The organism is Gaiella sp. (genome assembly GCF_035710885.1).
Classification (GTDB): Bacteria; Actinomycetota; Thermoleophilia; order Gaiellales; family Gaiellaceae; genus Gaiella.
Genome location: NZ_DASTCS010000030.1, coordinates 1 through 13,839, shown reverse-complemented (window position 1 = coordinate 13,839; position 13,839 = coordinate 1). Strand labels below are relative to the sequence as shown.

Genomic DNA, 13,839 nt, shown 5'->3' with positions numbered 1-13,839 from the left:
CGACAATCTCCGCCTGGGTACCCTCGACAGCGAGACTCACGGCGCATCGCTTGTATCACACCGCACCAGGTGGTTCCAACCCCACCTGGTGCGCTTCACCACGGCCGAAACACAGGCCGTACGACCTGCGCCAGGGCGAACGACCCGCGCCGCGCTCCCTGTCTCGGGGCCAGCTGCGACCTTCGTCCGAGAGCGCGCTACCCAGGGAGGCTAACTGCGCATCCGATCTTTGACAGCGGCGTCACGACTGGGATCAGAGGAGGTCGAAGAAAGCCTGCGAGAGCGGATCGAGCAAACCGGCCGCCCGCGGCCGCAGCGCACTCGGTCAGGCGAACGTGCGCTCGGCCGCGGGGGCCAGCGCCGCCTCGACCCAGGCGGCGCACGCGAGAACGCGGGCATCGTCCCGCGGCGGGCCGACGATCTGCACGCCCAGAGGCAGTCCGGACGGCCCGACGCCTGCCGGGACGGTGATCGCAGGCACGCCGAGCGCGGACCAGACCCGGTTGAAGATCGGGTCCCCCGTCGTCGAGACCTCGGGCGCCTCACCGGGCGCGGCCGGGACGAGCAACGCGTCGACGCCCTCGAAGACCTCGCCGAGCCGGGTGCTGCTCTCGCGCAGGGATCGGCGCGCTGCGTCGTACTCGGAGACGGGCATGGCGGCGCCGTCGTCGAGCATCCCACGCAGCGGTTCCCGGATCATCTCGCGAAAGCGCAGGTGCTCGTCCGCCAGGCAGCGGGCGATCTCGAACGTCCAGATGGTGCTTTGCGCCGCCGCAAGCCCTGCATAGGCGTCCGGCAGAGCTACGTGCGCGGGCCGGGCGCCGCACCGAGTGAGGAGCTCCGGGAGCACGTCGAAGAGCGCCTGGGTCTCGGGCGCCGCTGCCGGCCACTCGTGCGTCCGACAGATCGCGAGTCGAGGGGCGGGAGGGTCCCGCGGTGGCTCGAGCGGACGGCCGGAGAGCGCTCCAACCACGAGGGCGGCGTCGGCGACGGTCTGCGCGATGACCCCGACGGTGTCGAACGATTCCGAGATCGCCTTGACGCCCGACGTTGGAAGCATTCCGTGGCTGGGCTTGTAGCCCACGACGCCGCAGAAAGCCGCCGGCCTGATGATCGACCCCGTTGTCTGTGTTGCGAACGCAACGGGCACCATCCCCGCGGAGACTGCGGCCGCCGAGCCGGACGACGAGCCGCCGGGGGTCCTGGTGACATCGTGCGGATTGACCGTGGGGCCAGGTGGCCATGCAGCGAACTCCGTGGTGACGAGCTTTCCGAGCGGGAGCATCCCGAGCCGCCGCGCGAGCGCGACACTCGCTGCGTCGACTGCCGGACGGTGCCCCGCGTGGATCGGGGATCCGTACTCCGTCGGCATGTCGTGCGTGTCGAAGATGTCCTTGATGCCGATCGGGATCCCGTGCAGCGGGCTCCGGGCGCCACGGCCCATGCGTTCGAGCTGCCGTGCGAGCGCGAGCACCGCCTCCGGATCCACGTGCACCCACGCTCGCACCGTCGTGTCGTCCACGTCGATTCGGTGGAGGAGTGCCCGCGCCACGGTCTCGACGGTCTCGCTGCCGTCCTCGAGCGACCCGGCGAGCTCGGCGAGGGTGGCTCCCACGGATGGTCGGGGTGATCCGTGACGCGTCAACCGACCACGCCTGGGTGCGCCGTGCCTTCACGCTCCATCAGCGGAGCTTGCCAGCGCGGCGCACGGCAGTTCGCCCGACCGCTCGAGGGCAACCGACAGCCGTGCGCGGTCAAGGCGTTAGGGTCGCCGTCGATGTCTCTCTCGACGCGGCCTCGTGTCGCAGCCATGCTCGTGGCTGCGTGCGCCATCGGGCTGGCGCTCGCCGTCGACGTGTCCGCGGCGGCGCCCGCCGGGAAGCGCAAGACGACCGTCCGCGTCGGCAGCGCTGCGGGTTTCGAGGCGGCGGTCCGGGCCCTCCGGAGGTCGGGTGGGACGATCGTGCTGCGCCCTCGGCTCTACCGGGAGCTCGTGATCGGATGGCGCACGGGCAAGCAGCTGCGGATCGTCGGGATGCGCGGGGCGCGGGTCGAGCGCGTCGTCTTCGACCGCTCGCGCCATGTCTTTCTCGGACGCGTCACGATCGGACCGATTCGGGGAGACGCGCTGCTCGACGTCCGTGAGTCGCGGCACATCGTGCTGCACGACCTCGTCGTCACGGCGCGCGGCACGCGCTTCTCCTCGTCCATCCGCATCCCGGACTCGCGCCACGTCACGATCCGACGCAGCGACTTCTCGCACTGCGGTGACCGCGCTCCGAGCTTCACCTTCTGCGTCAAGCTGTGGCGCTGGTCGCGCAACATCGTGATCGAGGACAACCGGTTCCACGACTGCCGCGGGTGCGACTTCGTTCACGGCCGATTCGGGTCCGACCTCACGATCCGGCGAAACCGCTTCGAGCGGGCGCTTCCCTGCCGCATGGACGCGCACCGCTGCGGGCACCAGGACCTCGTGCAGCTCTTCGCCGGCCGGCGTCTCCACGTCGAGCGCAACCACTTCGGTGTCTACCGCACGGGCGGGGCGCAGCTGTACCTGACGAACTCGGTCGACCACGCGACGATCGTCAACAACGTGTTCGTCGGCACCGACCCGCGCGTGCCGGGCTATCGCGCGCGCATGGGGATCGTGATCGGGAGTGCAGCCTCGAAGCGGCTGCCCCACTACGCGAAGGTCCTCAACAACACGATCCTGACCGGCGCCCGGAGACGTGACGGCTACGCCGGATCGATCAGGATGAGCTCGAAGTACGGCAGTGTGCAGCGCCGGAAGCGGCCGATCCTCGCGAACAACGTCATCGGGCTCCTGAGGAAGCGCACCCACATCTGCAGCGCCGCACGGCTCTTCGTCCGCAACGTCGTCATCAAGGGCACGTCCTGCTCGGCCTCGGACCGCGTCGGCCCGGCCGATCTGGACGGAGGCGGACGGCCAAGGCAGGCGTCGTCCGTCGTCGACGCCGCTCTTCGCCGCTACGCGCCGAGGACCGACTCGACCGGACGCCGACGGACCGGCGCCCCCGACATCGGCGCGCTCGAGTACCGCCGCCGCTGAGAACCACGCCGGGGCCAGGCGGCCGCGCCAGCCGGTGGTCCAGAATGACGCCTTGGCCTCGTACACGGTCAACGATCGCGCGGTCGCACGCGCCTGGCGGCTGGTCGAGAGCCGCCAGTACGTGCTCGACAGCGACTGGGGAGACGTACAGCCTCGCGCCGAGCAGCAGAACGCCTACCTCGCGTCGCATTCGTGGGACGAGTACGCCCAGTGGCATCTCGGGCTCACCGACGGCGCCGCCGAGGAGACGAAGGCCAGGTACGCGTTCGTCTACGGCGACTTCCGTCGCGTTCACCGCTCGGGCGTGATCGCCTGTCACTACCGCGCGGCGGAGTGGCGTCACAAGGAGATCGAGCTGGCGGCACACGAGCTCCTGCAGCTGCTCGACGCCGCCTCCGCCCGATGAAGGCGGAGCAGCTGACGGAGCCTGTCGCCCACCACGGCGAAGGTCCCGTCTGGTCGGAGCGGTGGGGCGGCCTGCGGTGGCTCGACATGCTCGCGGGGGACGTCCTCTCGCTCGCGTCCGACGGCTTCGTCTCACGTCGTCACGTCGCCGGAGTGGTGGCGGCCGTCCGGCCCCGCCGCGAGGGCGGGGTCGTGCTGGGGATCGAGCGAGGCTTCGCGCTCGAGGACGCGCACGGGGTCCTGACGCGCCTGGAGGAGCTCTGGACGGACGAGGGCGTGCGGATGAACGAGGGCGCCTGCGACCCCGACGGACGCTTCTACTGCGGCTCGATGGCCTACGACAAGCGACCGGGCGGGGGCAAGCTCTACCGGCTCGATCCGGATGGCTCGGTCCGCGTGGTGCTGGAAGGCGTGACGATCTCGAACGGTCTCGACTGGAGCCCAGACGGCTCGCTGGCGTACTACAACGACACGGACACGTTCGGCGTCGACGTCTTCGACTACGACGGCGGGACCGGCCTCAGCGGACGGCGGCGATTCGTGGAGCTGGGCGAGGCCCGGCCCGACGGGCTGACGGTGGACGCCGGAGGTGGCGTCTGGGTCGCGCTGTCGAACGGCGCCGCCGTGCGGCGATACACGCCCAAGGGTGACCTCGACGCAGTCGTCGAGCTGCCCGTCACGAAGGTCACCGCGTGCACGTTCGGAGGTCCGGGCCTCGACCAGCTGTTCATCACCACCTCACGGGACGGGCTCGAGCCTGGGGCCGAGCCACTCGCCGGCGCGCTGTTCCGTGCCGACGTCGGTGTCACCGGCCAGCCGGTGCGCGAGTTCGCGGGCTGAGGCCGCTCCCCGGCGTGGGTCGGCGACGACAGGCCCGCGCAACGCACGACGAGGAAGCGCGCTCGGTCACCCCATGAGCGCGGCGTGTTGCGCGGACGAGCCGAGCCTGGACCGGCGCCGACCGCACCCGGTCAGGCACTATCGATCCAGATCGTCGACATCCTCGGCCGACAGAGTCGCCATGGAGTGCTCCCACCTCGACAGCGTTCGTGTGGCCCAGCTCCCCGAGCCGCTCGAGGGCTGCGAGGAATGCCTGCGCACCGGCGACTCGTGGGTGCATCTGCGGATGTGCCTGGCATGCGGGAAGGTCGGCTGCTGTGACAACTCGCGAAACCGTCATGCGACCGCCCATTTCCGCGAGACCGGGCATCCGCTGATCCGCTCCGCCGAGCCCGGTGAGGACTGGGCCTGGTGCTACGAGGACGATGTGACGCTCCTCCTGCAGGCGTCGTGAGCGTGGCGGAGTGACCGTAGCCCCAGGCGACTGGCCGGAGCTGCCGTACGAGGCGTGGCGCCCGACCCGCGACACGCTGCACATGTACCTGCAGGTGATCGGGAAGGTCAGGCTCGCGCTCGCCCCGATGGAGCCGCAGTGGGCGCACGTGCCCCTCTACGTCACCGCCCGCGGGCTGAACACGTCGCCGCTGCCGCATGCGGCGGGCGTCTTCGACATCGACGTCGATCTCGTCGACCACACGGTCGCCGTGCGCGCCGTGGACGGCGGGGTGGAGCGGATCACACTGGAACCGCGCAGCGTCGCCGACTTCTACCGCGAGCTGATGGGTGCGCTCGAGAGGGCGGGTGTCCCGGTCGAGATCACTCTGGCGCCGCAGGAAGTGCCCGAGCCCATTCCCTTCGACGAGGACACGGTGCACGCGAGCTACGAGCCCGAGTGGGCGAACCGGTTCTGGCGCGCCCTCGTCTCCGCCGACGCAGTGTTGAAGGAGCACCGCGCACGCTTTCACGGCAAGGCGTCGCCGGTCCACCTGTTCTGGGGCGCACTCGACCTGTCCTACGCTCGTTTTTCGGGCCGGCAGGTCGAGCCGCCTCCCGACGCCGACCTGATCACCCGCTACTCGGCCGACGCGGAGCAGATCTGCGCGGGGTTCTGGCCGGGTGACGGGCGACACCCGGAGCCCAGCTTCTTCGCCTACGCGTCCCCGCACCCCGAGGGGGTCGAGAAGGCCGAGATCACCCCGGCAGCTGCGGGCTGGAGCCCGCAGCTGGGCGAGTTCCTGCTCCCCTACGAGGCCGTCAGGACCGCCCCCGACCCACGCCGCGCCCTGCTCGACTTCCTCGAGACGACGTACCGGGCCCCCGCGGTCCGCGCCGGCTGGGACCCTGCGCTCGTCGCGCCGGCCGTGGCTCCCGGCCCGGCCTCGTAGCCGCCGGCACTGCGCCTCGGCCGCGCGGGCTCGTCGAGGCTGCCGACGCTCGTTTGCGGGAGAGCGCGCCGGGGCACAGCTCGCGCCATGGAGCGCGGTTCGAGGAGGGGAGCGCCACGAGCGCGCGAGCGGCTGGGCACCGCGTGGTTGCTCGCCGCCGTCGTGGTGGCCGCCGTCGTCCTGATCGGATTCACGCTGCGGCTCGTCCTGTAGCGCCGACACCCCCCACCGACACGCGACACACGAGCGTTAGCGTGCGCCTCGGAAGACTCCGGCGAAGGGAGGCAGGACGTGGCGACGTGGCTGGTGACCGGGTCGAACCGGGGGATCGGGCTCGAGCTCTGCAGGCAGGTCCACACGCGGGGCGACGGCGTGATCGCGACCTGCCGCACGAGCTCCGCCGAGCTGGACGCGATCGGCTGCCGTGTGGTCGAGGGCATCGACGTGGCGCGTGACGACGTCGGCGAGACGCTCGACGCCGCCCTCGGCGAGGGCGTATCGCTCGACGTGCTCGTCAACAACGCGGGCATCGGTGGGTGGGGCTCGATCGATCCGCTGGACGTGGACTCGCTCCGCGAGCCGTTCGAGGTGAACACGCTCGGTCCCCTGCGGGTGACGACCGCCCTGCTGCCTCGCCTGGCACGCGGCGCGAAGATCGGCTTCGTCTCGAGCAAGGCCGGCTCGATCGGCGATCGCCCGTCCGGCGGGATGTACGGCTACCGGATGTCGAAGACGGCCCTGAACATGGCCGCCGCCAACCTCGCACACGAGCTGGCGCCGCGCGGTATCCACGTGGTCGTGCTCCACCCCGGCTTCGTTCGCACCGAGATGACGGGCGGCCACGGCAACGAGACCCCGGAGGGCGCGGCGGCCGGGATGATCTCCCGGATCGACGAGCTCGACGCCTCCCGCAGCGGCCGCTGGTTCCACGCGAACGGCGACGAGATTCCCTGGTGAACAACGGCGGTCCTGCCGCCGTCGGGCGCGGGCGCGGACTGACGTCGCGTCGATCCGCGACCGCGGCCATGGACGGAATGCTCAGTGCGGCTTGCCCGCTGGGCTGCGTCGCCGCGCGGGGCGGATGATGGCGTCGCTCGACGGATAGAGCACGCTCTCGTTGCCGGCGGCCCAGCGCACCCGGTAGTGCACCCGGTCCGGCTCGCCGAGGACCTCGAGGATCTCGCCAACCCGCTCGGCGGCTCCGACGCGGTGCGCAGAGACGACCACGCTGTCGCCCTTGCGGCCGGAGTGGATCGCTGCAGTTGCTCCGATCATCTGGCCTCCCTTCCGACTCCTCTGCAGGCTAGCGCCTCGGCACCGCCCCCCCGGGTAGAGGACGGCGTAGGTGCTCGGCGCTACTTCAACAAGAGCTTCCCGAGCCGGCGGTCGGCCAGCACCAGGAAGACCGCCGTCATCGCGAGCAGATAGGCGACGTTCACGAGGACGAGCCAGGTGACGTCCCCGAGGGTGAACGCGCGCAGCAGCTCGACGCCGTGGTAGAGCGGCGTCAGCGGCAGGATCCACGCGGCCACCTCGGGGTACTCGTCGGCGGGAACGAACGTCGCCGAGAAGAGGAACATCGGCAGCGTGCAGAGCTCGACGAATGCGAAGTCCGCCCACGAGCGCATGAGGGTGGCGCTGAATACCGAGGGCGCCGCGAACGCCGCCGAGATGAGCAGGGAGCCGGGCACCGCGAGCAGCGCCCACGGCGTGTCGACGAGGCCGAGCACGACCATCACGGTGACGAACCCGACCGCGTAGACCGCGCCCCGCAGCAGGGTGTAGAGGAGCTCGCCGACCGCGACGTCCCGTACGGTCATCGGCGTCGCGAGCACACCGTCGTAGGTGCGGGCGTACTTCAGCTTGAAGAACACGTTCCCGGACTCGTAGACGGCGCCGTTCATGGCCGACGCCGCGAGCAGCGCCGGTGCGACGAACTCGCGGTACGAGACCGTCTCGCCGTCGAGCTCGACCGTGCCGACGAGCGCGCCGACGCCCACGCCGAGCGCGAGCAGGTAGAAGAGCGGCTCGAAGAAGCCGGAGACGAACACGAGCCATGCCCCCCGCGAGCTCGCGATGTTCCGTTCCACGAGTCGCCAGGAGCGGGGCCCGCGCAGCCGCGGGAAGATGCGCAGCGCCGTGTCGAGCGTGCTCAACGCTGGAGCTTTCCCCGCTGCGCGCGTACGGCGAGAAGCGCGCCGACCGCGGTCACGACGACGAGGTACACGACATGGACGACCGTCGGCAGCGCCTCGACCTGGCCGGAGGCGAGGGCACGGCAGAGCTCGACGCCGTGCCATAGCGGCGTCGCCCAGGCGAGTGGCTCGATCCAGTCGGGCAGCTGCTCGACCGGGAAGAACGTGCCCGAGAAGAGAAAGAGCGGTACGAGCCCGAAGCGGAAGATCGCCGCCAGCCAGTCGTCCCCCTCGACCGTCGAGGTGATCGCGGCGAGCACCGCGCCGAACGCGAGCCCGCAGAGAAGCGCCGCGAGAGGGGCGAGCGCCGCAAGGGGCGACTCGAATGCGCCGCCGGCCGCGGCGACCAGCGCGAACACCGACACTGCGACCACGACCCGGATCCCGGTCCAGGTGAGGATGCCCGCGACGAGCTCACCCACGCGGACCGGGGTGGACACGACCGCGTGGTAGGTCTGCAGCCACTTGAGGCCGGCCTTCACGGGGAACGTCGTCTCGCTGGCGGCGGTCTGCATCGCCGTCGTCGCGAGCAGCGCCGGCGCGACGAACTCCAGGTAGCTGAGCCCGCCGAGGTCCGGGCTCGAGCGGTCGACGAGCTTCCCCAGGAGCAGGCCGATCGAGAGGAGGAAGAAGATCGGGTTGAGGAAGGAGACGGTGACGGAGCCGCGCCACATCCGCCGGAAGCCCCTGGCGTGCCACCCGACGACCGCGAGCGTGCGACGGGCGGCGTCCATCAGTCGACGAGGCTGCGGCCGGTGAGGCGGAGGAAGACGTCCTCGAGCGTCGAGCGGCGCACGAGCACGGTCTCGGGCCGGAGCCCGCTCCGGTGCACCCGGTCGACGACCGCGTCGCCTACGTTCGTGCCGATCACGACCCGGTCCTGCAGCACCTCGACGTGCTCGCCGACGCCGTCGAGGGAGGGGAGGCCGTCCTGTGTCCCGAAGCGGAGCTCGACGACCTCGCGCTCCACGAAGCGATCGATCAGCGCGCGCGGCGACCCCTCGGCGACGATCTTCGCGCGGTCCATGATCACGAGCCGGTCGCAGAGCTGCTCCGCCTCGTCCATGTAGTGCGTCGTGAGCACCAGCGTGACACCCCGCTGCTTGAGCCGGTAGAGCCGATCCCACAGCGCGTGCCGCGCCTGCGGGTCGAGCCCGGTGGTCGGCTCGTCGAGAAGCATCAGCTCGGGGTCGTTGACCAGCGCCCGCGCGATGGTCAGCCGCCGCTTCATGCCGCCGGAGAGCGAGTCGACGCGGGCGTCACGGCGGTCGGCGAGCTGGACGAACTCGAGCAGCTCCTCGCTGCGGCGGCGGATCTCGTCGCGCGGGAGCCCGAAGAAGCGGCCGTAGACGAGCAGGTTCTCGCCGACGTCGAGCTCTCGGTCGAGGTTGTCCTCCTGCGGGACGACGCCGAGTCGCTCGCGGATCGCCGGTCCGTCACGCTCGGGATCGCGGCCGAGGACGCGAAGGGTCCCGCGGCTTGCGGGAGAGACCGCCCCGATCATCCGCATGGTGGAGCTCTTGCCGGCGCCGTTCGGGCCGAGGAAGCCGAACGTCTCGCCGCGCTCGACCGAGAAGTCGATGCCGTCGACCGCGACGAAATCGCCGTAGAGCTTCGTCAGCCCGTGGGCCTCGATCAGCGCCGTGCCGTCCACCCGGCGACGGTAGCGGAGCAGCCTGGGCGGCGGTCACACCACGAAAAAACGCCGAACCCCGCGACTCCGAAGAGCTACGGGGTTCGACGCGGAGGATCCTCGCACTCGACGGCGCCGCTGTCAAGCGGGAGGTGTCGAACCCTGCCGAACGAGGGCGGGCCGGCGCCTACTGGTCGATCTCGAGCGGCAGCTCGGCCCGGATCCGGGTGCCCGAGCCCGGAGGGCTGTCGATCTCGAAGGTCCCGTCGAGAGCCTCGACGCGGTCACGGAGGCCGCCGAGGCCGGAGCCCTCGGACGGCTCGGCGCCGCCGAAGCCGTCGTCGGAGACCTCGACGATCAGGACGTCCTCCCTCCGCGCCAAGCGGATGGTCGCAGACGATGCCCGCGCGTACTTGAGCACGTTCGTGAGCGCTTCGGAGACGACGAAGTAGGCGGCGCTCTCGACGAGCGGCGGCCAGCGCTGCTCGTGGTCGACCGTGACGACCGTCACGGGGATCGGCGCGCGACGGGCGATCGAGCGGACAGCGGAGTTGAGACCCTGCAGCGTCAGGATCTGGGGGTGGAGGCCGCGTGCGAGCTCGCGAAGCTCCTCGTGGGTGGTGGTGAGCTCCTCCAGGGCGCGCTCGAGGTGCTGCTCGGCCTGGTCGGGATCGGTGCGAAGCGAGCGCAACGCGAGGTGCACGGCGTGCGACACGCTGACCAGGTTCTGCTGCGCGCCGTCGTGGAGGTTCCGCTCGAGCCGCTTCCGCTCGGCGTCGCTCGCGGAGACGATCCGTGCTCGCGACCGCCGGATCTCCTCCTCGACCCGCTTGCGGGCGGTGACGTCGAGACCGCAGAGGAGGTACCGCAACGCGCCCTCCGAGTCGTGCACGACCGTGGCGGTCCAGTCGACGACGAGCTGCTCCCCGTCCGGCCCCACGTGCTCGTACTCGACGACCCCCGGTGGGTCACCCGTGCGCAGCCGCTGGAAGTCCTCCTGGGCGCGCGGCACGTCCTCCTGCGCGATGAACAGCGTCCAGAACGGATTGCCGATCCATTCCTCCTCCGGTATGCCGGCCGCGCGCTCGAGGGCACTGTTGACGCCGAGCAGGATTCCGTCCTCGTCGACGAGCGCGAGGAAGCTGGGTGTCGAGCGGACGACGGCGCGGCTGAAGTCCCGCTCACGCTCGAGCTCGCGCTCCTGGCGCGTTCGGTCGGTGAAGTCCCTCACGATGAGGACGAACTCGTCGGGGCCGCAGGCCACGACCCGTCCCTCGTAGTCCCGCGGCCCGTCGCCCTGCAGATCCAGGGAGTACTCGATCTGCTGTACCTCCTGCTCGTCGACGGCGCGGCGGCCTGCGGCGAGGATCGCGTCGGCGACCTCTGCCGGGAGCCGCTCGTGCACGGCACGGCCGATCACCTGGTCAGGGGGTGTCATCAGGTCGCGCTCCGAGTCGACCTTGAACCCCCGGTAGCGGCCGTCCACCCCGATCCGGAAGATCGGGTCGGGGATCGCGGCGACGAGCGCGCGCGCCGTCGAGTCGTTGGTCGCGGGCTGGTCGAGCCGCGCGTCGGTGGGTGGCGCCGTCACGTGTCCCTTGTAGCACGCACGCCGGCGACGTCGAACGGACGCTTGGGGCAGCGGGACCGCCGACGCGTCGGCGGCCCCGCCGGGCCCGGATCAGTCGAGGACGAAGCTGACGCGCATCGTCACCCGGAACTCCGTGACCTCGTTGTTCTCCACCACGACGCTCTCCTCCGAGACCCACGCGCCCTTGATCCCGTGGATCGTCTCGGACGCTTTCGTGATACCCGCCTTCACGGCCTCGGCGAAGCTCGTGGGGGACGAGGCGGTGATCTCGATCACCTTGACGACGCTCATCGGCAACCTCCTCGGTCGGATGGTCCGCCGATTCTCCTACCCCGGAGCGCCGTCGGGCAAGCAAGGGAGGCGTGGCGCAACGCCTGTGTCGACCAGATATGAGCCATGCGCGGGCGGTGCGGCTCAGTGCAGATAGGGCCGGAGCGCGTCCCGGGCGATGAGGAACCCGCGCCTGACGAGCTCGTCGGTCCGTTCGAACGCGCGGTCCTCGTGCTCCACCGAGACCACCCCGTCGTACCCGACCCGGTAGAGCTGCGCGAGGAACCGGTCCCAGCGCACCTCGCCGAGGCCGGGAAGCCGGGGCACCTGCCAGCCCATCCCCTGGGAGGCCGTGCCGTGCCGGTAGAGCCCGTCGCGGTCGATCTCCATGTCCTTCGCATGGACGTGGAGGATCCGCGAGGCGTAGTCGCGGACGACGCGCTCGTAGTCGATCTGGAGCCAGACGAGGTGCGACGGGTCGAGGTTCAGACCGAACCGCTCGGAGGGGACGATCGTGAACATCTCGTCCCACACCGCCGGCGTCGACGCGAGGTTGGTTCCTCCGGGCCACTCGTCCCAGCTGAAGATCATCGGGCAGTTCTCGATCGCGACGTTGACGCCCTTCGACTCCGCGTAGGCGACCATCCGGGGCCAGACCCTGCGGAACTCGCGGAAGTTCTCCGGGATGTTCTTCGTCTTGTCCCTGCCCACGAAGGTGCCGACCGTGGGCACCTCGAGCGCGGCGGCGGCGTCGATCACCTTCCGGAGGTGCGTGTTCGCGGCGCGTCGCTCGCCCGGATCGGGATGGAGGTTGTTCGGGTAGTAGGCGAGCGACGAGATCTCGAGCCCGTGCTCCTCGAGCACGTCCCGCACCTCGGCAGGGTCGAAGCGCTCGACGTCGATGTGCGAGACGCCGGCATACCGGCGCCGCTCGCCGCCCGAGGCCGGCCAGCAGGCGACCTCGAGCATCTCGAAGCCGTTGTCGGCTGCCCAGGCCGCGGTCTTCACGAGGTTGAGCCGTGGAAACGCCGCTGTCAGGAGGCCGAGCTTCACGCGGGGACCTCCACCCAGCGCCGCTCCGCATTCGAAAGCGCGATCGCGTCGCCGAGGACGTTCGCGCGGTGCCCGTCGGCGAACGTCGGGTAGTCGGGCGCCTCCTGCGGCCGGCCGGCGGCGACCGCCGCATAGACGCTCCGGTAGAGCTCCCTGAACGTCTCGACCCAGCCTTCGGCGTGGCCGGCCGGCAGGAACGTGTGCGCGGCCGCGGAGGGCTGCATCAGGGCGGCGTTGCGCTGCAGGACGCCGCTCGGCTCGTCGCGCAGCCCGAGCCACAGCTCCTCGTGGCGCTCGGCGTTCCAGGAGAGCGCCGACTCCGATCCGTCGACCTCGATGTGGAGGTAGTTCTTGCGTCCCGCGCTGCCCTGCGAGACCTTGAACGCGCCGCGCGCACCGCCGTCGAAGCGGACGAGCACGTGCCCTAGGTCCTCGGTCGCCATCGGCGCATCCTCGCGCTCGATGTCGTCGGCGCTCGCGAACGTCTCGACCTCGCCGAGCGGCCTGCGCCGGACGGGGATCGTCGTGTGGAGGTCGGCGCACACCTCGACGATGCGCTGCCCGCTCACGAACTGCGCCATGTCCATCCAGTGCGAGCCGATGTCCCCGATCGCGCGGAGCTCGCCGCCCTTGTCGGGCTCGAGGCGCCAGTTCCAGTCGGTGGGGTAGAGGAGCCAGTCCTGCAGGTAGCCGCCGTGGACATTCCAGACCTCGCCGAGCTGACCGGCCCCGACGCGGGCTCGCGCCTCGTGCACGAGCGGGAAGAAGCGCAGGTTGAAGTTCGTGCAGTGGACGAGACCGCTCGACTCGGCGAGGGCGAGCAGCTCCGCCGACTGCTCGGAGGTCATCGCCAACGGCTTCTCGCACACGACATGCTTGCCCGCCTCGAGCACCTGCTTCGACTGCGGGTGGTGGAGGTGGTTGGGCGTCGTCAGGTGGACGACGTCGATCGAGTCGTCCGCGAGGAGGGCGTCCAGGGAGTCGATCACCGGTGCGATCGCCTTTGCGGCGGCACGCTCGGGCGACGATCCGACCACCCCCGCGACGTCCACGCCGAGCAGGCGGAGAGCGTGGACGTGCACGACGCCGACGAACCCCGTGCCGACGACGCCCGCGCGGAGCGACGTCACGGCCGTGTCCCGGTGTCGACGGTCACGGGTGCGTACGCTACTCCGGATGTCGACGACGGCGCGCAGTCCGGCGGGCGACCGCCGCGCGGCCGACGCCGAGGCGTGGCAGGAGCGGCTCATCGAGCTGATGAGCCGTCACCGCGTCCCCGGCGCGACCCTCGGGATCCTGAAGGACGGAAGCATGACGGCCACCGGTGCCGGGGTCCTCAGCAGGGCGACCGGCGTCGATGTCACGCCCGACTCGCTGTTCCAGATCGGCTCGATCAC

The 13,839-nt window shown here is 70.9% G+C and carries 17 protein-coding genes; 8 read left to right on the top strand and 9 right to left on the bottom strand.

Annotation, left to right across the window (positions count from 1 at the left end; translation table 11 throughout):
- Positions 1-325: 325 nt before the first annotated feature.
- The gene (locus tag VFO26_RS06180) at positions 326-1,615 is read right to left on the bottom strand and encodes an amidase (protein WP_325114040.1); all 1,290 of its coding nucleotides are present in this window, start codon (positions 1,613-1,615) and stop codon (positions 326-328) included.
- Between the two features lie 162 nt (positions 1,616-1,777).
- Between VFO26_RS06180 and VFO26_RS06175 the strand changes: the two genes are divergently transcribed.
- The 7 genes from VFO26_RS06175 (at position 1,778) to VFO26_RS06145 (ending at position 6,657) form a co-directional block, all read left to right on the top strand.
- Positions 1,778-3,070, top strand: coding sequence for a right-handed parallel beta-helix repeat-containing protein (locus VFO26_RS06175; RefSeq protein WP_325114039.1), 1,293 nt, complete (start codon positions 1,778-1,780; stop codon positions 3,068-3,070).
- Positions 3,071-3,122: 52 nt separating this feature from the next.
- Positions 3,123-3,476 carry a hypothetical protein gene (locus VFO26_RS06170; protein ID WP_325114038.1) on the top strand — a complete coding sequence of 118 codons (354 nt, stop codon included), beginning with the start codon at positions 3,123-3,125 and terminating at the stop codon, positions 3,474-3,476.
- The gene (locus VFO26_RS06165; RefSeq protein WP_325114037.1) at positions 3,473-4,315 is read left to right on the top strand and encodes an SMP-30/gluconolactonase/LRE family protein; all 843 of its coding nucleotides are present in this window, start codon (positions 3,473-3,475) and stop codon (positions 4,313-4,315) included. The genes VFO26_RS06170 and VFO26_RS06165 overlap by 4 nt, the downstream gene beginning before the upstream one ends.
- Positions 4,316-4,496: 181 nt before the next feature.
- Positions 4,497-4,769 (top strand): UBP-type zinc finger domain-containing protein, encoded by a 273-nt coding sequence (locus VFO26_RS06160; RefSeq protein ID WP_325114036.1) that lies wholly within the window; start codon positions 4,497-4,499, stop codon positions 4,767-4,769.
- 10 nt (positions 4,770-4,779) lie between these two features.
- Entirely contained in the window at positions 4,780-5,700 is a 921-nt protein-coding gene (locus VFO26_RS06155) for a DUF5996 family protein (RefSeq protein ID WP_325114035.1), read from the top strand.
- Positions 5,701-5,787: 87 nt separating this feature from the next.
- Complete coding sequence (locus tag VFO26_RS06150; protein ID WP_325114034.1) at positions 5,788-5,913, top strand: hypothetical protein; 126 nt, start codon at positions 5,788-5,790, stop codon at positions 5,911-5,913.
- 78 nt (positions 5,914-5,991) lie between these two features.
- Positions 5,992-6,657: an SDR family oxidoreductase gene (locus tag VFO26_RS06145; protein WP_325114033.1), complete on the top strand. Its 666-nt coding sequence runs from the start codon at positions 5,992-5,994 to the stop codon at positions 6,655-6,657.
- A gap of 81 nt (positions 6,658-6,738) precedes the next feature.
- Here VFO26_RS06145 and VFO26_RS06140 read toward each other — a convergent pair whose 3' ends face one another.
- From VFO26_RS06140 to VFO26_RS06105, 8 genes are all read right to left on the bottom strand, one after another.
- Positions 6,739-6,975, bottom strand: coding sequence for a DUF1918 domain-containing protein (locus VFO26_RS06140; RefSeq protein ID WP_325114032.1), 237 nt, complete (start codon positions 6,973-6,975; stop codon positions 6,739-6,741).
- A gap of 80 nt (positions 6,976-7,055) precedes the next feature.
- Entirely contained in the window at positions 7,056-7,856 is an 801-nt protein-coding gene (locus tag VFO26_RS06135; protein ID WP_325114031.1) for an ABC transporter permease, read from the bottom strand.
- Entirely contained in the window at positions 7,853-8,629 is a 777-nt protein-coding gene (locus VFO26_RS06130; RefSeq protein ID WP_325114030.1) for an ABC transporter permease, read from the bottom strand. Before VFO26_RS06130 ends, VFO26_RS06135 begins: the two co-directional genes overlap by 4 nt.
- The gene (locus VFO26_RS06125; protein WP_325114029.1) at positions 8,629-9,549 is read right to left on the bottom strand and encodes an ABC transporter ATP-binding protein; all 921 of its coding nucleotides are present in this window, start codon (positions 9,547-9,549) and stop codon (positions 8,629-8,631) included. The genes VFO26_RS06130 and VFO26_RS06125 overlap by 1 nt, the downstream gene beginning before the upstream one ends.
- Positions 9,550-9,715: 166 nt before the next feature.
- Complete coding sequence (locus VFO26_RS06120) at positions 9,716-11,119, bottom strand: PAS domain-containing sensor histidine kinase (protein ID WP_325114028.1); 1,404 nt, start codon at positions 11,117-11,119, stop codon at positions 9,716-9,718.
- A 90-nt stretch (positions 11,120-11,209) separates the two neighbouring features.
- Positions 11,210-11,410 (bottom strand): dodecin family protein, encoded by a 201-nt coding sequence (locus VFO26_RS06115; protein ID WP_325114027.1) that lies wholly within the window; start codon positions 11,408-11,410, stop codon positions 11,210-11,212.
- Between the two features lie 123 nt (positions 11,411-11,533).
- Positions 11,534-12,442, bottom strand: a complete 909-nt coding sequence (locus tag VFO26_RS06110) for a sugar phosphate isomerase/epimerase (protein ID WP_325114026.1) — start codon at positions 12,440-12,442, stop codon at positions 11,534-11,536.
- Positions 12,439-13,572: a Gfo/Idh/MocA family oxidoreductase gene (locus tag VFO26_RS06105; protein WP_325114025.1), complete on the bottom strand. Its 1,134-nt coding sequence runs from the start codon at positions 13,570-13,572 to the stop codon at positions 12,439-12,441. Before VFO26_RS06105 ends, VFO26_RS06110 begins: the two co-directional genes overlap by 4 nt.
- Before the next feature lie 46 nt (positions 13,573-13,618).
- Here VFO26_RS06105 and VFO26_RS06100 point away from each other — a divergent pair.
- Positions 13,619-13,839: serine hydrolase (locus VFO26_RS06100; protein ID WP_325114024.1), on the top strand; the 221-nt coding region annotated here is incomplete at its 3' end.